The sequence below is a fragment of the Arthrobacter sp. Y3221157 genome (assembly GCF_059089865.1).
In genome coordinates this window covers 1-17,822 of sequence record NZ_JBNHFD010000085.1, presented here as the reverse complement: position 1 = coordinate 17,822, position 17,822 = coordinate 1, and the positions used below count along the sequence as shown (strand labels likewise).

At 66.2% G+C, this 17,822-nt stretch carries 17 protein-coding genes and 1 pseudogene; 9 read left to right on the top strand and 9 right to left on the bottom strand.

What is annotated here, in order from left to right:
* The coding region (locus AC5RTT_RS16825; protein WP_494146145.1) for an MFS transporter at positions 1-1,348 on the top strand (1,348 nt) is incomplete at its 5' end.
* Positions 1,349-1,382: 34 nt separating this feature from the next.
* Positions 1,383-2,414 carry a nucleoside hydrolase gene (locus AC5RTT_RS16820; protein ID WP_494146144.1) on the top strand — a complete coding sequence of 344 codons (1,032 nt, stop codon included), beginning with the start codon at positions 1,383-1,385 and terminating at the stop codon, positions 2,412-2,414.
* Positions 2,415-2,502: 88 nt separating this feature from the next.
* On the opposite strand, the gene AC5RTT_RS16815 is transcribed toward AC5RTT_RS16820, so the two are convergent.
* Positions 2,503-3,285, bottom strand: a complete 783-nt coding sequence (locus AC5RTT_RS16815) for a GntR family transcriptional regulator (RefSeq protein WP_494146143.1) — start codon at positions 3,283-3,285, stop codon at positions 2,503-2,505.
* 147 nt (positions 3,286-3,432) lie between these two features.
* A complete protein-coding gene (locus AC5RTT_RS16810) occupies positions 3,433-4,974 on the bottom strand; it encodes an alanine/glycine:cation symporter family protein (protein ID WP_494146142.1) in 1,542 nt (513 codons plus the stop codon).
* A 250-nt stretch (positions 4,975-5,224) separates the two neighbouring features.
* Between AC5RTT_RS16810 and AC5RTT_RS16805 the strand changes: the two genes are divergently transcribed.
* Both AC5RTT_RS16805 and AC5RTT_RS16800 read left to right on the top strand, forming a co-directional pair.
* On the top strand, positions 5,225-5,878 hold the full coding sequence (locus tag AC5RTT_RS16805; protein ID WP_494146141.1) for a class I SAM-dependent methyltransferase: 654 nt from the start codon (positions 5,225-5,227) through the stop codon (positions 5,876-5,878).
* Positions 5,879-6,017: 139 nt separating this feature from the next.
* Positions 6,018-6,704 carry a hypothetical protein gene (locus AC5RTT_RS16800; protein WP_494146140.1) on the top strand — a complete coding sequence of 229 codons (687 nt, stop codon included), beginning with the start codon at positions 6,018-6,020 and terminating at the stop codon, positions 6,702-6,704.
* Positions 6,705-6,724: 20 nt separating this feature from the next.
* On the opposite strand, the gene AC5RTT_RS16795 is transcribed toward AC5RTT_RS16800, so the two are convergent.
* Positions 6,725-7,528, bottom strand: a complete 804-nt coding sequence (locus AC5RTT_RS16795) for an alpha/beta fold hydrolase (RefSeq protein ID WP_494146139.1) — start codon at positions 7,526-7,528, stop codon at positions 6,725-6,727.
* Between the two features lie 58 nt (positions 7,529-7,586).
* Entirely contained in the window at positions 7,587-7,973 is a 387-nt protein-coding gene (locus AC5RTT_RS16790; RefSeq protein ID WP_494012194.1) for a TfoX/Sxy family protein, read from the bottom strand.
* 283 nt (positions 7,974-8,256) lie between these two features.
* On the opposite strand from AC5RTT_RS16790, the gene AC5RTT_RS16785 reads away from it, so the two are divergent.
* Positions 8,257-8,460: a cold-shock protein gene (locus AC5RTT_RS16785; RefSeq protein ID WP_009372930.1), complete on the top strand. Its 204-nt coding sequence runs from the start codon at positions 8,257-8,259 to the stop codon at positions 8,458-8,460.
* Positions 8,461-8,598: 138 nt separating this feature from the next.
* Here AC5RTT_RS16785 and ctaD read toward each other — a convergent pair whose 3' ends face one another.
* Together ctaD and AC5RTT_RS16775 are read right to left on the bottom strand one after the other, a co-directional pair.
* Positions 8,599-10,347, bottom strand: a complete 1,749-nt coding sequence (gene ctaD / locus AC5RTT_RS16780) for an aa3-type cytochrome oxidase subunit I (RefSeq protein ID WP_494146146.1) — start codon at positions 10,345-10,347, stop codon at positions 8,599-8,601.
* Positions 10,348-10,469: 122 nt separating this feature from the next.
* Positions 10,470-11,204 carry a FadR/GntR family transcriptional regulator gene (locus tag AC5RTT_RS16775; RefSeq protein WP_494146138.1) on the bottom strand — a complete coding sequence of 245 codons (735 nt, stop codon included), beginning with the start codon at positions 11,202-11,204 and terminating at the stop codon, positions 10,470-10,472.
* Between the two features lie 189 nt (positions 11,205-11,393).
* On the opposite strand from AC5RTT_RS16775, the gene AC5RTT_RS16770 reads away from it, so the two are divergent.
* Together AC5RTT_RS16770 and AC5RTT_RS16765 are read left to right on the top strand one after the other, a co-directional pair.
* Positions 11,394-11,939: a gluconokinase gene (locus AC5RTT_RS16770; RefSeq protein WP_494146137.1), complete on the top strand. Its 546-nt coding sequence runs from the start codon at positions 11,394-11,396 to the stop codon at positions 11,937-11,939.
* A gap of 43 nt (positions 11,940-11,982) precedes the next feature.
* Positions 11,983-13,386 (top strand): GntP family permease, encoded by a 1,404-nt coding sequence (locus AC5RTT_RS16765; RefSeq protein ID WP_494146136.1) that lies wholly within the window; start codon positions 11,983-11,985, stop codon positions 13,384-13,386.
* 80 nt (positions 13,387-13,466) lie between these two features.
* Here AC5RTT_RS16765 and AC5RTT_RS16760 read toward each other — a convergent pair whose 3' ends face one another.
* A complete protein-coding gene (locus tag AC5RTT_RS16760) occupies positions 13,467-14,168 on the bottom strand; it encodes a hypothetical protein (RefSeq protein ID WP_494146135.1) in 702 nt (233 codons plus the stop codon).
* Positions 14,169-14,357: 189 nt separating this feature from the next.
* On the opposite strand from AC5RTT_RS16760, the gene AC5RTT_RS16755 reads away from it, so the two are divergent.
* A complete protein-coding gene (locus AC5RTT_RS16755; protein WP_494146134.1) occupies positions 14,358-15,182 on the top strand; it encodes an SDR family NAD(P)-dependent oxidoreductase in 825 nt (274 codons plus the stop codon).
* 123 nt (positions 15,183-15,305) lie between these two features.
* Here AC5RTT_RS16755 and AC5RTT_RS16750 read toward each other — a convergent pair whose 3' ends face one another.
* Positions 15,306-15,719, bottom strand: a complete 414-nt coding sequence (locus AC5RTT_RS16750; protein ID WP_494146133.1) for a hypothetical protein — start codon at positions 15,717-15,719, stop codon at positions 15,306-15,308.
* Between the two features lie 456 nt (positions 15,720-16,175).
* Positions 16,176-17,582 carry an aminotransferase-like domain-containing protein gene (locus tag AC5RTT_RS16745; protein WP_494146132.1) on the bottom strand — a complete coding sequence of 469 codons (1,407 nt, stop codon included), beginning with the start codon at positions 17,580-17,582 and terminating at the stop codon, positions 16,176-16,178.
* Here AC5RTT_RS16745 and AC5RTT_RS16740 point away from each other — a divergent pair.
* Positions 17,581-17,822: pseudogene (locus AC5RTT_RS16740) on the top strand (EamA family transporter); the annotation flags it as partial. The gene AC5RTT_RS16745 and the pseudogene AC5RTT_RS16740 sit on opposite strands and share 2 nt — an antisense overlap.

Below are 17,822 nucleotides of genomic sequence, written 5' to 3'. Positions count from 1 at the left end.
CGCCGCCCTGCTGATCTCCACCCTGCTGCTCGGCGTGCTGTCCTTCCAGCTCAACGCCAGCATGGTCACGCCCGCGCTGCCGCAGATCGCCGCCAGCTTCGGCCAGGGAGCCGACGCCGCCGCCCCCGTCCAATCCATGTTCTTCCTGGCCGGCGCCATCGCCGGGCCCGTGATCGGCCGGTGGAGCGACTTCATCGGCCGCCGCGCCGCCCTGCTGCTGGTTCTCGGCATCATGGGCGCCGGCACCATCCTCTGCATCACCGCGCCCACGCTGGAACTGCTCATCACCGGCCGTTTTCTGCAGGGCGTCTCCAGCGCGGTCTTCGCCCTGGCCTACATCGTCCTCAGCGAGAACCTGCAGGCAAAGGTGTTCGGCACCTCGGTGGGCATCATCGCCGCCATCAACGGGGGAGTGGGCGGCGTGGACGGATACTTCGGCGGCCTCATGGCCGAGACGCTCGGCTTCCGGTCCATCTTCGTCGTCGTCCTGGTCCTGACCGCCATCGCCGCCGCCTGCATCATCCGCATCGTTCCGGCCGGGCGTCCCAGCGGCATCCGCGGCGCCATGGACTGGTGGGGCGCCGGCTCGCTCTCGCTGTTCCTCGTGTTCATCACCTACTTCGTCTCCGGCGGATCCGCCGCGGGCTGGACCGCGCCCGGCACCCTGGCGCTGCTGGCCGCCACCATCGCATCCTTCGCCGCGTTCTGGTTCATCGAAAAGCGGCGCAGCCACCCGCTCATCGCCGTGCACCACCTGCGCTCCCGCCAGGTGTGGCCGGTCATCGCCACCACCGTCCTGACGCTCGCCGGCATCTTCGCGATCATCAACTTCACCGTGGTGCTGCTCAGCCAGGATTCCGACGGCGGCTTCGGACTTTCCGCGTCCGTCTCGGCGCTGCTGTTCCTCACCCCCGCCGCGCTGATCGGCGTGTTCGCCGCACCGCTCGCGGGCTGGCTGGCCGACCGCCGCGGCTGGATCAAAACCCTGCGCGCCGGAACCGGGCTGAGTCTGGCCTGCGCCATCGCCGCGGCCGCCTTCTCCGAGAGCCAGGTGGCGGTACTGGTGGCCGTCGCAGCCCTGGGCATCTTCTACAACGGGTTCTTCCTCACCGCCATCAACGGGCTCTCCGTGCTGCTCTCGCCCAAGGAAGCCCCGGCCGCGCTGCCCGGCATCAACGGTGCCTCCTTCGGCATCGGCGCGAGCCTCGGCGTCGTGCTCGTGGCACCCTTCGCCGCCCTGTCCACGTCCGCCGGGTACGCCACCGCCCTCTGGATCTCGGTGGGCATCACCGCCGCCGCGTTCATCGTCAGCCTCTTCGTCGCCGCCCCCAAGGGCGAGACCGTCTGACCCCATTCCCTCCACCGAAACTGAAAGAAGACCCATGACTGCCACCTCCCCCTTCTACCTGGACTGCGACACCGGGATCGACGACGCCCTCGCCCTGGCCTACCTGCTCGCCGCCCCCGCCGCCGACCTGGTGGGAATCGGTGCCGTCAGCGGCAACGTCAGCGCCGCCGTCGGGGCCCGGAACACCCTCGACCTGCTCCAGCTCGCCGGCGCCGCGGACATTCCCGTAGCCCTCGGTGCGCACCATCCGCTGGCCGGTTCCTTCGGCGGAGGGGCGCCCTGGGTGCACGGGGAGAACGGCATCGGAGAGGTGTCGCTGGCAGCCTCTCCGGCTCCGCTGGCGTCCGAGTCCGCGGCGGAGATGCTGGTGCGGCTGGCGCGTACCTATCCCGGGACGCTGCGGGTGCTTGCCATCGGGCCGCTGACCAACATTGCCGAGGCCCTGCGGCTGGAGCCCGGGCTGCCTTCGCTGGTCCACTCCGTGACGGTGATGGGCGGGGCCGCGCTGGCCCCCGGCAACATTACGCCCGTGGCCGAGGCCAATATCCACAACGACCCCGAGGCCGCTGCCCTGGTGCTCGCCGCCGACTGGGACGTCACCCTGGTGCCACTGGACGTGACCATGGCGTCAGTCCTGGAGGAGCACCACCGGCAGGAATTGCTGGCGTCCGCCGCTCCAGTGCCGCGGGCGCTGGGGGAGATGCTGGGCTACTACTTCCGCTTCTACGAGGGCATCTACGGCCGGCCCTGCTCCGCGATGCACGATCCGCTGGCCGCGGCGCTCGCCGTCGGTGCGGTGCAGGCGGCGGTGGCTCCGGTGGTGCGTGCCGCCGTCGACACCTCCTCCGGGCCCTCCCGCGGGCAGACGGTCTGCGACATGCGCGGGCTGTATGCCGGCTACCCGTCAGTGACGGGAGCGAGGTGCCGTGTGGTGCTGTCGCTCGAGGAGGACTTCGCGCCACACCTCGTGGAGACGCTGCTCGGGTTCTTCGAAGGTGCCGGCGTGGAAGGCGCTGTCCTTCAAGGCACGACGGCGGCGCTCACCTTGGAGGGTTCCGCCGCCTGACGTCCACCCACAGAGTTTTCGTCCACATATGGCGACTCCCAGGCTGCTTAGGTCGCCATATCTGGACAAGAACTCTAGAGGGTGGGGCCTACGACGTGAACGATTGCATGATGGACAGGTGCCCTGCCCGCGCCGCGATCAGGCATTTGGCCAGGTAGAAGGGCCGGTTGCCGTTCCGGACGTACTGGGTGAGGACCAGCACCGGGTCCGAGCCGCGGAGGTCCAACAGTTTGGCGCGGCTGGGGCCCACCTGGCTGAGGCTGATCTGGCACTCGCCGGGCCCGGCCAACCTGCCAAGCTGTTTGTTGAGCGTGGCAAGCAGGGTGGCGGCGCCGTCGTCGTTAATCTCCAGGGGCGCGGCGGGGCTCTTACCGAAGCTGATCGGCTGGGCGGTCACGTTTTCCTGCAGGTGCGCGATGGCCTCGCCGTCGCGGATCAGGACGGACTCCCAGAGCCAGCATTCCGTGCCGGGCTCGACGCCGATGCCGGGGGCGACGAATTCGGAGGCGGCCTGCCGCACTACCTGGGTTCGTTTGACCTCCACCCGCTGGCCGGGACTGCCGAGGACGTCCTCAAAGGGCCGGATGCGTTCGATGCCGATGCGGGGGAGGGTGTCCGAGACGAAACGCCCGACGCCGCGCCGCGCCCTGATCAGCCCGTCCTCCTCAAGCAGCATGAGGGCTTCGCGGACAACCGTGCGGCTGACCTTCATGTCGGCGCCGAGTTCGGTTTCGGTGGGGATCATGGAGCCGGGCGTGAGGAGGCCATTGCGGATGGCCTCGGCGATGCGTGAGTACACGGCAACACGAAGAGGCGAGCCCGATTGGGCGGCCACCGGCTGGGACACGAACCGGGCGGCGTCCTGGTGCACGTTGCCTCGCTTTTTGGTGGTTGATCGGGGGATTCCAGCCTAACAAGTGCTACGCGTTTGTTGGACAAGCCGCCATCGCTAAAGAGCAGTAAGGCCGTGCGCCGCGCGGTTCGCGCGGCGCACGGCCTTACCCATACGAGCTGCGGTCTAGCTGCGCGCGGATTCCTTCTCGCGCTCCGCCGGCTTGTAGGACTCCCAGAAGGTGGCCCCGGTGATGCCGAGGGGCCGCGGGTCGAAGACCGGGTCGAGGCCGAGCTTCCGCTGCCGCTCGAAGTCCTTCAGGGCCTTGAAGGCGGGCTTCTGCAGGATCAGGATGCCGATGATGTTCAGCCAGGCCATGAGGCCGACACCGATGTCGCCCATCACCCATGCATCAGCGGCCGTGTTCACGCAGCCGTACGCGACGGCGATCAGGATCGCCACCTGCAGGGCCATGGTGGTAACCCGTCCCACGCTGGCCCGAAGGCCCGGAACCAGCCTGTTCGAGGCGTTGCCCACCAGGAAGCGCAGGTTGGTCTCCGCCATGTAGTAGTACGCGATGATCGTGGTGAGGCAGAAGAAGAACAGCGTCACCGCGATGAACGCGGCGCCCACGCCGGGGAAGACGGAGTCGAACCCGGCCTGCACGTATTGGGGCCCGACTATGGCTGTGGCAGAAAGCAGGCCTCCTTCGGCGAGGACCTCGCCGTCTTCACTGCCGCCGGAGAAGACACGGTAGGCGCCGGTGGAGAGGATCAGGAAGCCGGTGGCCGAACACACGAACAGCGTGTCGATGTAGACGGCGAACGCCTGGACCAGGCCCTGCTTGGCCGGGTGCGAGACTTCGGCGGCGGCAGCGGCGTGCGGACCCGTTCCCTGGCCGGCCTCGTTGGAGTAGACGCCGCGCTTGACGCCCCACATCACGGCCAGGCCGATGATGGCGCCGAGGGCGGAATCCATGCCGAAGGCGCTGCGGAACACCAGTGAAAGGATCTCGGGCAGCTTGGCAGCATTGATGAAGACCACGACCAAGGCGAGGATGATGTAGCCGACGGCCATGAACGGCACCACGAACGCCGCAACGCTCGCGATGCGCTTCACGCCGCCGATGATGACGAACGCCAGGACAATGACAGAACCGACGGCGACGACCCACGGCTCAATGGTCCAGGCGCCGGCGATGGCGGTGGCCATGGAGTTGGCCTGCACTCCCGGCATCAGGACGCCGCAGGCAAGGACAGTCACGGCCGCGAAGACGTAGCCGTAGACCTTGAAGAAGCCGGCGCCCTTGGTGTGGGCGAACGCGCGGGAGAAGTAGTAGGCCGGGCCGCCGCGGTATTCGCCGGTCAGCGGGTCGCGGGTCTTGTACATCTGGCCGAGGGTCGATTCGACGAAGGACGTGGACGCGCCAAGGAAGGCGACGGTCCACATCCAGAACAGGGCGCCCGGCCCGCCGAAGGCAACGGCGGTGGCGACGCCGGCGACATTGCCGGTGCCGACACGGCCGGACAGGGACATGGCCAGGGCCTGGAACGAGGAGACGCCGGAGGCGGATTTCTCGCCGTGGATCAGTTGCTGGACCATGCCCTTGATGTGGCGGACCTGAAGGAAGCGTGTCCGGACGGAGAAGTAGACTCCGGTGGCAAGGCAGAGATAGACGAGCCAGTCACTCCAGATCACGTTATTGATGGCTGATAAGGCATCGCTCATAAGTGTGGGTTCCCTCCATGAAGAGCGTGGCTGATGCGGGTGGTGCCCTTGCGCCGCCGTGGATGTCGTGGCGCGCACCACACAAAACCTGTGAAGCATCTCACAAAGTGGCGGGGGAGTCCATTTGGCCCTGCGGCACGGGGTTGCCCGTCCTCTGAGCGGCTGCGCCGCCGTCGTTAGCGGGCTTAAATGCCTGTCCGCATAACCCCGCGCGAGGCGAATAATGGGTGCAGGCGGAAAGGGAGTGGTTGTGGACCCTGAGATGGAGCGTTTTCAGCACCCGCTCTTTGCCCGCGCCTTCGCACGGGGGGTGGAGGAGATGGACCGGCGCGGAGCAACCGAGCACCGCCGGCGCATGCTGGCCGGCCTGCACGGTTCAGTCATTGAGATCGGTGCCGGGACCGGATCCTCCTTTGCGCTGTACCCGCCCGCTGTCACCCATGTCCTGGCGCTGGAACCCGACGACTACCTGCGGAACCTGGCCGTGGAACAGGCCGCCACTGCCAGCGTCCCCGTGACTGTGGTCTCCGCGGCTGCGGAGCACATCCCGGCCCGTAGCGGAAGCGCCGACGCCGTGGCAACGAGCCTCGTTCTGTGCAGCGTAGAGGACCAGGCCGCCGTCCTCGCGGAGATCCGCCGCGTCCTGCGGCCCGGCGGAATCCTTGCCTACTACGAACATGTCCGTTCAGACCGCCCGCTGCTTGCCGCAGCCGAAGATCTGATCACGCCGGTATGGCGGCATTTCATGGGCGGCTGCCACCTCAACCGGGACACGCTCGCGGCGATCAGTGCAGCAGGCTTCACGGTCCAGGACAACGAGCGCTTCCGGTTTGTGGTGCAGCAGCTGAACCCGCCCCTGACCCACATCCTGGGCACGGCCACGAGCCCTGCACCTCCCGACTGACGCTTGCGCGTCGCGTGGGCAGCTGCACCCGATTGAAGAAGACGGGGGCTTTGGACCCTACTTCAGGCTCGGGCTCCGCCCCTAGCCTGAAAGAAGCAGAGCGGCGCACGGCTGCCCTGCGGACTCCGGGAGGCACACGGTGAAATCGGCAAACACAAGCATCGTCGGAGGCATCGTCCTGATGGTGGTGGGTGTGCTGTGGCTCCTCGACCAGCTGGGCGTGGTGGAGAGCGGCGCCCTCCTGGCGCCGCTGGTCTTCGCCGGCGCCGGGGTTCTGTTCCTGTCCCTGTATGTCCGCCGCCGGGAGAACTGGTGGGCCGCCATCCCCGGCTCGGTGTTCCTGGGCCTGGCGGCCGTAGCCACCGCCGCACAGTTCACCGGAAACAGCGCGGCCGGAGCCTTCCTGTTCCTCTTCATGGGTGCGGGCTTCGCAGCCGTCTACCTTCGGGAGCGGGCCAATTGGTGGGCCCTGATCCCGTGCGGCGTGATGCTGACACTGGCACTGATCGTGACGCTCCCGCAGCAGCTGCAGGGCACGCCGGTCGCGGCTGTCCTGTTCCTTGGACTGGCGGCCACGTTCGGTTCGCTGTCCCTCGTCCCGGTCCGGACTGCTGACCGCACAGAACGCATGAAGTGGCCACTGATCCCGGCTGCCGTGCTTGCAGTGCTGGGAGTGATTTTCGCGCTGCAGTCCGTGGCACAGCTCATCCCGATGGACTTCGCCGTCCCGACAGTCATGATCCTCGCCGGGATCGCCCTGATGGTATACGCCTACTTCGCCCGTCACGACAGGCAGCACAATATCCCGGGACCCAGCGCCGGTTGACCCGGCGCCCTGAAGTGGTTTTAGGCTGTCCTCGATTCCTCAGCCACGTTCCGTCCACCGGCTTCATCCTCGGCCAACTCCCAATGCCGCCGGAGCCCTTCGGCGAGCCGCTGGGGTTCGATGCGGTGCGGGGGGTCGAAGTGGTGGCGCCGGGGGAACACTTCCAGGTGGAAGTCCGGGAAGAAGACCCTGGCAAGTCTTGCTGCAACGTCACCGTAGTCGTCCGGATGGCTCAGGCCGCCGAGGGCAAAGAACACCGGGTGGCTGAAGGCGGCCAGCCGGGACCTGTCCAGGTTGTAGTCTTCGAAGGTCCTGAGGAACGCCTTGATGCCTGCCGGCCGTTTGGCCATCCACGCTGGCGGGGGACCGGGCTCCGGCGGCGGAAGGACGACGTCGGGCCTCACCCCGAGCCGCATGAAGGCGGGCAGGAACTGCCCAGGAGGGAGGGCTTCCAGTTGCTTGTACCCCTTCCGGTGCTCTGCGTAGGCCGGGCTCCAGTCCCAGTTCCCCGCCCAGGCCGGCTCGAGCAGCGCCAGGCTCTGCAGCCTGTCGGGGTGTGTGGCGGCCAACGCCAGCGCCACGGAGCCGCCACCCGAGTAGCCTGCCAGATGGAACGTGTCCCAGCCCCGCGCATCAGCCTCGCGCAGGACACCGTCGACCTCCGTGTCCAGGGTCCAGTCCGCGGGAGGTTGATCGTCCTTGTAGAGCTCGAGGTCTTTGGCGACCGCCTGGACACCGGGCCCGAGGGCCTCAACCAGGGCCGTGTAGGCCAGGTCTGCGGGCAGGACGGCACCGGGTAGCAGGATGGCCCGAATCGGTTGCATGGGAAAACCCTACGCCGCAACCGGCGGTAAGCAAGGGGTCTTCAGCAGCAGGCTGCCGCTACTTTTTGACGCTCTTCGGCGCCCGGACCTTCGGTTCCTTCGCCGGGAGCGTCGACACGAATTCGTAGGCCTTGGTGACCCAGGCCTTGGCCCGGGCGTCGTCGCCGTCGCCCTCCTCGTTCCACACCTCGGGGAGACCGGAGTAGCCGGCCATGGGGCGGTCGGCCGGGCCGAACGGGACCGTTCGCTCAGAGGATTCCAGCATCACCCGGTCCTCGTCCGAGAGCTTGACGCCGATGGTGGGGCCGAAGAGTCCGGCAAACATGTTGCCGTTGACGAACGCGCCCAGGTTGCCGAACATCGGCTTCACGACGACGCCGGGCTGGTCCGGCACCACTGACCGGAAGCGTTCCTTGGCTTCCTCGCTTGCCTTGGGCATCTCCAACGCTGGTTCCCCCGTTCAAAGAGTGCTGCTCGATGTGAGTGCAGACTATGCCCATTCACCGGGCTGGTCGAGGGGCTCTGCCGGTGCCCTGTGACCTACCCGGCTAGGCAAATCGGAAAAGTCCTGTAGTGTTGAGCCTGTTGTTGTGTTTATGCAGTTGGTAGTTCAGGCAGTACGCGCGGTCGAAAGTCCGTGTTCTTCTGAAGTAGCGGTTTTTGAACACCCCACACCGGAGGGCCCGAAAGTCGGGACGTTCCCTCCACCTTCACGAAGGACAAAAATAATGGCTACTGGCACCGTCAAATGGTTTAACGCTGAAAAGGGCTTCGGCTTCATCTCCCCGGACGACTCCTCGCAGGACGTTTTCGCGCACTACTCCGCGATCAACTCCAACGGTTTCCGCTCCCTCGAAGAGAACCAGAAGGTTTCCTTCGACACCGAGCAGGGTCCCAAGGGTCCCCAGGCCACCAACATCCAGGCTCTCTAATCACTTAGAGTTCCGGGACCGTTAGGTTTCCTGAAGCAGGGTTTGCCGCACAGGCAAGCCCTGCTTCTTTTTTAACCCATCCTGCTTTTACCTCCGGTGGCGCGGAAGATCCTCGGCACGGTTCGGTTGGCCTGTTCCTCACTCATCAGGGCTTGGGCTGCGGACGTCCTTCTCCCCGATGTCGGCCGCGCCCAGGGCGGCCGCTGCCGCGCTGTGCGTGGGCTCGTGCTCGCGGACGCGGATTTCAGGGTGGTGCAGGTCCAGTGCTGGACGTTCCGAACGGATGCGCGGCAGCGACGTGAAGTTGTGCCGCGGCGGCGGGCAGGAGGTTGCCCACTCGAGCGAGGCACCGAAGCCCCAGGGATCGTCCACTTCAACCTTACGAGTGCTGCGCGCGGTGATGAAGACGTTCCAGAAGAACGGAATCAGCGAGGCACCCAGCAGCATTGACGAAACGGTGGAGAACTGGTTCATCCAGGTGAAGTTGTCCTCCACCAGGTAGTCCGCATAGCGGCGGGGCATGCCTTCCACGCCCAGCCAGTGCTGGATGAGGAAAGTGCCGTGGAAGCCCAGGAAGAGCATCCAGAAGTGGATCTTGCCCAGGCGCTCGTTCAGCATCTTGCCCGTGAACTTGGGCCACCAGAAGTAGAACCCGGCGAACATCGCGAACACCACGGTGCCGAACACCACGTAGTGGAAGTGGGCCACCACGAAGTAGGAATCGGAGACGTGGAAGTCCAGCGGCGGGGAGGCCAGGATGATGCCGGTCAGGCCGCCGAACAGGAAGGTGATGAGGAAGCCGATGCTCCACAGCATGGGCGTTTCGAACGTCAGCGATCCGCGCCACATGGTGCCGATCCAGTTGAAGAACTTCACCCCGGTGGGCACCGCAATCAGCATGGTCATGAACGCGAAGAACGGCAGCAGGACCGAACCGGTGACGTACATATGATGCGCCCACACCGTCATGGACAGCGCGGCGATGGAAATCGTGGCGTACACCAGGCCCTTGTAGCCGAAAATCGGTTTGCGGCTGAAGACCGGGAAGATCTCGGACACGATGCCGAAGAACGGCAGGGCGATGATGTACACCTCAGGATGGCCGAAGAACCAGAACAAGTGCTGCCACAGAATGGGGCCGCCGTTCTCCGGATTGTAGATGTGTGCACCGAAGCGGCGGTCGGCGCCGAGCGCGAACAGGGCGGCCGCCAGCGGCGGGAACGCCATGATCACCAGCACGGACGTAATCAAAGTGTTCCAGGTGAAGATCGGCATCCGCCACATGGTCATGCCCGGGGCGCGCATGCAGATGATGGTGGTGATGAAGTTGACCGCGCCGAGAATGGTGCCGAAGCCGGAGAGCGTAAGCCCGAAGACCCACAGGTCCCCGCCCAGCCCCGGACTGAACGTGGTGTTCGACAGCGGGGTGTAGGCGAACCAGCCAAAGGATGCGGCGCCCTGCGGGGTAATGAAGCCGGACACGGCGATGGTGGAACCGAACAGGAAGAACCAGTACGCCAGGGCGTTGAGCCGCGGGAACGCCACGTCCGGGGCGCCGATCTGCAGCGGCATGACAAAGTTCGCGAACCCGGCAAACAGGGGCGTGGCGAACATGAGAAGCATCACGATTCCGTGCATGGTGAACAGCTGGTTGTACTGTTCCTTGGTCTGCAGGATCTGCATGCCGGGCTGGAAGAGCTCGGCGCGGATCAGCAGCGCCATTACGCCGGCCAGGCTGAAGAACACGAAGGACGTGATCAGGTACAGGAACCCGATGGTCTTGTGGTCCGTGGTGGTGATCCAGTTGACCACCACGCGGCCCTTGCTCCGGGGAACGACGGCAGGCGCCGTTACGGATCCTGTACGTGAATGTCCGGTGATGGCCATTTTCCACCTCACAGCTGTTCCTGCACGGCAGGGCCGCTTTGCTTGGGCCCTACTAGCAGGCTACTCAGGATCGGGACCCCCGGAAAGGGGCCGGACGGATCCCTTGCCTGTCTGGCGGTTCCCTAGTGCAGCCCCATCGCCTCGCGCACCTCGTCCAGGATGTGGTGCATGGCCCGTTCTGCCACAACGGTGTCCCCGCGCGCCACCGCCGCGGCCACATCCTCATGCGCCTGCAGCGCCTCATTCCGCGGCTTGAACGGCATGAGCCCCTGCTTGGTGCGGCTGGTCAGTACCTCCGCCACCATGTCCTCCAGCGCCCGGAACATCTCGTTGCCGCAGCTCCTCAACAGCAGGCGGTGGAATTCGATGTCCGCGGCCAGGAAGGCCTGCAGGTCGCCCGCCTCGCCCAGCCTGCGCAGTTCAGTTCCGAGGGCAACGAGCTGGGCTCGTTCCGCCGCGCTCGCCCGGCGTGCGGCGCCGGCAGCAGCGATGGGTTCGACGGCGATGCGCAGCTCGGTCAGGCTGCTGTACTGGTCGGCGCGCCGCTCGGAGGCAAGGCGCCACCGCACGAGCTTGGGATCGTAGACGTTCCACAGGTCCGGCTCCTGCACCACGATGCCCACGCGGCGGCGTGAGTAGACCAGGTTCATGGATTCCAGGACCTTCATGGTGTCCCGCGCCACCGTGCGGGAAATGCCGTATTCCTGTTGCAGACCTTCAAGGGTCAGCCGGCTGCCGGGGGCCAGCGTGGCCGAGGCAATGGCGATGCCAACCGCCTCCAGGACACGCTCATGCATTGCGGGGGACGCCCCGCCGTCGTTCGCGTCATCCGCGTCCGGTACTGTCGCCGTCGACATTCTGTTCCGCCTTCCCGCGCCGAAGCGCATCCTCAGGATAGCCAAGAATGCACAAAAGGTATGACTTGTGACACGAAAAGATAGTATCTATCACAGCAAAAGGTGATACCTTATCGCGTAGCCCACTTCATCACGGGCACGCAGCGAGCTTCTTCGAAAGCCAAAGACGTCTTCTCCGGAGGTATGAACATGCAGTATCCACCCACGCATCTCGTGGTGATGGGCGTTGCCGGATCCGGCAAATCCACCCTGGCGGCAGCCCTGTCCAAGCGGCTGGGCTGGGCCTGTGCCGAGGCGGACGAATTCCACCCGCCGGCCAACATCGCCAAGATGACCCAGGGCATCCCGCTGCAGGACGAGGACCGCTGGCCCTGGCTGCGCCAGATCCGCGATTGGATGAGCGGGCAGGCGCAGGCCGGCTGCAGCACTGTACTGACCTGCTCGGCGCTGAAGAAGAGCTACCGGCGGTTGCTGTCCGAGGCCGAAGGCAGGGTCCTCTTCCTCCATCTCGACGGCGGCGCGGACCTGATCAGCCAGCGCATGCAGGGCCGGGAAGGCCACTTCATGCCGCCCACGCTGCTGCCCAGCCAGCTCGCCACGCTCGAGGCGCTCAGCCAGGAAGAGCTCGACGCCGGCAGCCTCCGGCTCGATATCTCCCGCTCGCCCGAAGAGCTGGTTGCCGCCGTCGTGCAGGCACTGAAGCTTCCCTCCGGACAGGCGCCCTGCGACCCGTAAAGCCCCAAAACGCCAACACAAAGTTCTGTTTCAAAGGAGAACCATGACCATCGAAGGATGGACCCAGACGCTGGGAGCAGGCCCCCTGCTGCTCATCGCCGCCGCCGCGATCCTCGCGCTGCTGTTCCTGATCATCAAGCTGCGCGTGCACGCCCTGATCGCACTGATCCTGATCAGCCTCGCCACCGCCTTCGCCACAGGCATCCCGGCCAACCAGGTGGTCCCGGTGCTGATCAACGGCTTCGGCACCACGCTCGGCACCGTGGCACTCCTGGTGGGGCTGGGCGCCATGCTCGGCCGCATCGTGGAAACCAGCGGCGGCGCCAAGGTGCTGGCCGACTACCTCATCGGCATCTTTGGTGAGAAGCGCGCCCCGTTCGCGCTGGGCCTCGCCTCGCTGATCTTCGGCTTCCCCATTTTCTTCGACGCCGGTCTGGTGGTCATGCTCCCGGTCGTCTTCGCCGTCGCCCACCGCCTGGGCGGGGGAGTGCTCCGCTACGGCCTGCCCGCAGCCGGCGCCTTCTCCGTGATGCATATCTTCCTGCCGCCGCACCCGGGCCCCGTCTCCGCATCCGCGTTCTTTGACGCCAACATCGGCCTGGTGACCATCGCCGGCCTCATCGTGGCAATCCCCACCTGGTACGTCACGGCCTACCTGTACGGCCTCTACACCGGCAAGAAGCTGGTCCTGCCTGTGCCGGAAATCCTGGGCCACGCCTCTGCCGAAGCAGAGGCCCACCCGCCCCGCTTCCGCACCATCGTGGCGCTGCTGCTCCTGCCGCTGGTCCTGATCTTCATGAACACGGGCCTGAACACCCTCGCTACCGCCGGCGTCCTGCCCGAAGGAGTAAAGGACGAGCAGTGGTACCAGGTCCTGCGGACCCTTGGTGAGACCCCGGTGGCCCTGCTGATCGCCGTGCTGGTGGCGATGTTCGTGCTGGGCGCCAAGCGCGGCAAGGACGCCGGTGCCCTGGAGAAACTGCTCGAGTCCTCCCTCGGCCCGGTCTGCTCCGTCATCCTGATCACCGGTGCCGGCGGCATGTTCGGCGGCGTGCTGCGCACCTCGGGCATCGGCAAGGCCCTGGCGGACGTCCTGGGCGACGTGGGCATCCCGCTGATCCTGGCAGGTTTCCTGATCTCCTCCATCCTGCGCATCGCCCAGGGTTCGGCAACGGTTGCCCTCACCACCACCGCGGGCCTCATCGCCCCGGCAGTGGCAGCGGCCGGGCTGAACGGCATGCAGGTGGCCGCCATGGTCTTGGCCGTGGCCGCCGGTTCCGTAGTGGTGTCCCACGTCAACGATTCCGGCTTCTGGCTGGTGGGCCGTTTCTTCGGCATGGACGTCAAGACCACGCTGAAGACCTGGACGGTCATGGAAACCCTGATCGGTGTGATGGGCTTCGCCATCGCCGCGGTTATCTTCCTGGTGGCCGGGCTGGCCGGCTAGCCGAGTTTCAGCCTGGAAGCGGCAGGTCCCCTTCCGATTGCCGGGAGGGGACCTGGCGCGTCTTGTCTATATGCGGCCTGTCAGCGGCGTTCCAGTACTCCGCACACTGCCGGATCAGTGGCTTCTGCCGGGAGGCCGGAGTTCAGCTCGCTCGCACCCTCGGGGTCGCTGAAGTTGTAGGTGCCGTTGCCGTCATAGTCCAGGCCGTGGATCACCAGGACGCCCTCGCCGGCGCGGATTGCGTCCGCTATCTGCTTGGCTGTACCGGTGCCGTCACTGCCCGGGTAGCCGAGGCCTGCCACGTCCGTGAACTCGATATTGCTGCGGCTGTAGTGGTAGCTGCCGTCCACGGAAACCGGGAAGCGGGCCACATCTAGGAAGCTGGCCGGGGAGGTGTCGCCGGTGGTGTTCAGGGATACCGCCACGGGGCCGTAGGCCGGGATGCCCTCCACGGTGTTGACCCGTCCATCGCCGTTGGCGTCCAGCGCGAGCGTGGGACACTCATTCATGGCCTGCTCGCCGTAGTGGATGTGCTGGGCGTGGGGTGCATCGGGTGACAGGCCGTGTGCGTGTACGTCAATGTGCTCAATCTTCTGGTTTTTCACGACGGCGGTGGCGGTCCCTGATGCGCCCGAGCCGTTCAGTTCGGACAGGGTTGCATGCAGGGTGACAGATTTGTCCACCCCATTCGAGCTTCCGGCAAGTACGGGTCCGGCCCCCACTGTCCCGGCCAGCAAAGCCACGGCGGAGACCCCTAGGGCCAGCTTGGAAATTCTTTTCACGATCCGCTCCCTTGATTCGTGCCGGGGAGGGATCCCTCCGGCTGTCAGTGATTCGGATCACTGCCTCCTGCGGATGGGTGCCGCGTCGTTGTTTAACGTGGGGAACGGGAACACCTGCCGGGCCGCCGTCGTTGTCTACTTTTGTGCGTCTCCGCCAGGTGCGCCGTCCTCCAGACTAAAGGAATCCCCTTGACTCCTCGCACCATCGTGATCACCGGCGCCAGCGACGGCATCGGCGCGGCAGCCGCCCGTTCGCTTGTGAAAGCTGGGGAGCAGATGGTCATCGTGGGCCGCTCCGCCGAGAAGACCCGCGCCCTCGCCAAGGAATTGGATGCGGACTACTTCCTCGCGGACTTTGCCGAGCTGGACCAGGTCCGTACCCTAGCCGCGCAGCTGAAGTCGGACTACCCGCGCATCGACGTCCTCGCCAACAACGCCGGCGGCATCATGGGAAAACGCAGCCTTACCGTGGACGGCAACGAGTCCACCTTCCAGATCAACCACCTGGGCCCGTTCCTACTCACCACGCTGCTGATGGATACCCTCACGGCCAGCAACGCAAAGGTCATCAACACCGCCAGCGCGGCGAACGGCTTCGGCAGGCTGGACCTGTCCGACCTCACCGCCGAGCACCGCTACTCCACCAACCGCGCCTACGGCACCGGCAAGCTCGCCAACATCCTCTTCACCTCCGAGCTGCACCGCCGGTTCAGCAACAAAGGAATTACGACCGCGGCGTTCCACCCGGGCGTGGTCCGCACCAACTTCGCTGCGGAGTCCACGAGCCCCTTCCGGCACGCCTACAGGACCCTGCTCAACCGGTTCATGCTGAGCCCGGAGCAGGGCGCGGACACCATGCTCTGGCTCATCAACGGCACGCCGGGCACCGACTGGATCTCTGGCGCCTACTACGCCAAGCGTGCCCTGGCCAAAGCCAACCCGCAGGCCTACGACGCCGAGCTGGCCCGGGGCTTGTGGGAGAAGAGCGCTGAACTGGTGCGCGCTGGCAACTAGGGGTTTCGGCCTGACCGGAATGCGTGACTTTTAGGCTCCAGCGCAGACGCAGACCCTGAAAGTCCGGGTGCGCCCGAGCCGAGGCAGCTCAAAAGCCGCGCATTTTGGTCACCGCTGTGGCGGCTACTCGCACCCGACGCCGTCGTTGTCTGAGTCCAGGCCGTAGATATCGCTACCCGTGACGCGCACAGGACCCTGCACATAGGCCGGACCGTTCCCGCTGCCGCCGGCGCAGTCGACGTCAGAAGCGATCGGAACACAGTCTGAATAGTTGGGGTCACAAGTTGGCGCAGCTGCAGCTGCCTGCGCCTCCCTTGCTGCTGCTTCCTCCGCGGCTCGGGCCTCAGCGGCAGCACGTGCTGCTGCCTCGGCAGCGGCCTGTTCGGCGGCTGCTTGCTCTGCTGCGGCCTGTTCGGCGGCTGCTTTTTCTGCTGCGGCTTGCTCTGCTGCGGCCTGTTCGGCGGCTGCTTTTTCAGCGGCAGCTTTCTCCTTAGCAGCCTGTTCTGCTGCAGCCTTGGAAGCTGCAGCTTCAGCCAAGTTCGCTTTGAGTTGTTGGGACGCTGATTCATCAAGCCAGGTGAGTTGGCCCGCTGCGTCAGCAGTACATATGTATGTGGTTCCGTTCGAGCTCGTCCGGCTGTCTGCGGAGGTGCAGGGAGCGTTTGCGAAGGCACTAGGAGTAGGCGAAGGGCTATCGGACGCAAAATTCGTCGCGCTGTCATTAGTGACAGCATCCACTGGGCTTGGTGAGCTGCTGCACGAAGAGAGTAACAGGGTTACCGCGATGGCTGAGGCCATGAACCTTCTTCTATCGCTGTCTGCATGGCTGAGTCGCGGCTCAAGTCGGCTGTGAATAGTGTGCATGGGTGCCCCACACATTCTGCAGAGTCTGATCTGAATGGCATGGCCAGAGTAGGCCTCGTCCATGAGCGCAGGAAGGATTAAACCCGAATCTTGATATCTCCTTTTGGCCACACTCTTCTTCGAGTAGCCCTAGCCCTGCCGGGCCTGTGCCTCGCCGATGATCCGGGCGCCCTCCGGGTAGGCGCCTGGGTTCGGCCCCGCGAAATTCAGCCGGACAAACGCCCCCGCCGGTTCCGCAGGGAACCACTCCGTCCCGGCGGCGATGATCACGCCGTTGTCCTCGCAGTCGCGGGTCAGCCGGGGCAGGTCCGTCCCGTCCGGCATCCGCAACCACAAGTTCAGCCCGCCCTTGGGCAGGAGCTCGATGTGTGCCTGCGGAACGTGCTCGCGGATGCTGGTCACAAGGAGGTCCCGCCGCGACTGCAGCTGCTGGCGCAGGCTGCGCAGATGCGTCTGCCAGCCCGGCTGCGTCACCACATCCAGCGCCGCGGCCTGCAGCAGCCCGCTCACGTACATCGACTCGGCCGCCCGGTGGGCCAGGATGCGCTCGCGTGCGGGCCCGCGCGCCACCACCGCCGCCACTCGGATGGCCGTGGAAACACTCTTCGTCAGCGACCGGATGTAGATGACATGGCCCGAGTCGTCCCGGGTGGCAACCGGCACGGGGTCCGAGGTGATGCCGAAGTCGTGCGCCCAGTCGTCCTCCACAACAAATGCCCCGTGTGCCCGTGCCACCTCCAGCACCTCCTCCCCACGCCCCGGCGCCCACTGCGCCCCGGTGGGGTTGGCATAGTTGGGCTGCGCGTAGAACACCCGCGCCCCGGTTTCCGTGAAAGCCCGGGCCAGTTCCGCCGGGTCCGGACCCTCGGGACCGCTCGGCACCGGGACCACCCGCACACCGGTCTGCGCCGCGGCAAGGATCGCGCCCCAGTACGTGGGCGACTCCATCAGCAGCGGCTGTCCGGCACCCACCAGCGCCCGGAAAATCGAACTGAGCCCGCTCTGGCTTCCGGGCAGCACGATCACATCACTAGGCATCGGGGGAGTGAAGCCGGCAGGAGTAGCGGAACCCAGTTCATGCGCGAACCACTGCTGCAGCTCCGGCATCCCGGCCGCCGGCGGGCGGGACAGTGCGGCGCTGCCGCGCGCGGCCCGGGTCAGCGCGCCCCGGACCAGCCGCTCGGGCAAAAGTTCCCGGTCCGGGTATCCCGCGTGGAACGAGATGGCGCTGTTCGGCACGTCGCGCATGGTGCTGGAGGAGGGAAGGACCGACGACGGCGACCGCAGCGCCGCCGTCTGCCAGCCATAGTCGGAGGGCCGGGCCGTCCGGACAGCACGCACGAAGGTCCCCACCCCCGGCCTGCTCTCGATCAGCCCCTGCGCCGTCAGCGCCTGCAGCGCCTTCTGGACCGTCACCGGGCTGGCCTGGTACTTGGCCACCAGCTGCCGCGTGGAGGGCAACCGGGCGCCGGGGGCAGCACCGGAAATCCAGCCCCGCAGTGCCAGGACGATCCGCGAACTGCTATCGTTGTTCATGAAAGACAATAGTAGCGCTACTGTCCAGCTCCGCCCGGCGATACCGGCCCGCGCAAAGCTAAGAAAGCAGGCCGGGCTCTGGTGGGGACTCCTGGGCGTGGCGGCTTTTTCCTTCACGGTTCCCTTCACCCGCGTAGCCGTTGAGGGCCTGGAACCGCTCTTCATCGGCTCCGGCCGCGCGGTCATCGCCGCAGGCCTGGCCGCCGCGGCGCTGGCACTCACGCGGCAACGGCTACCCGG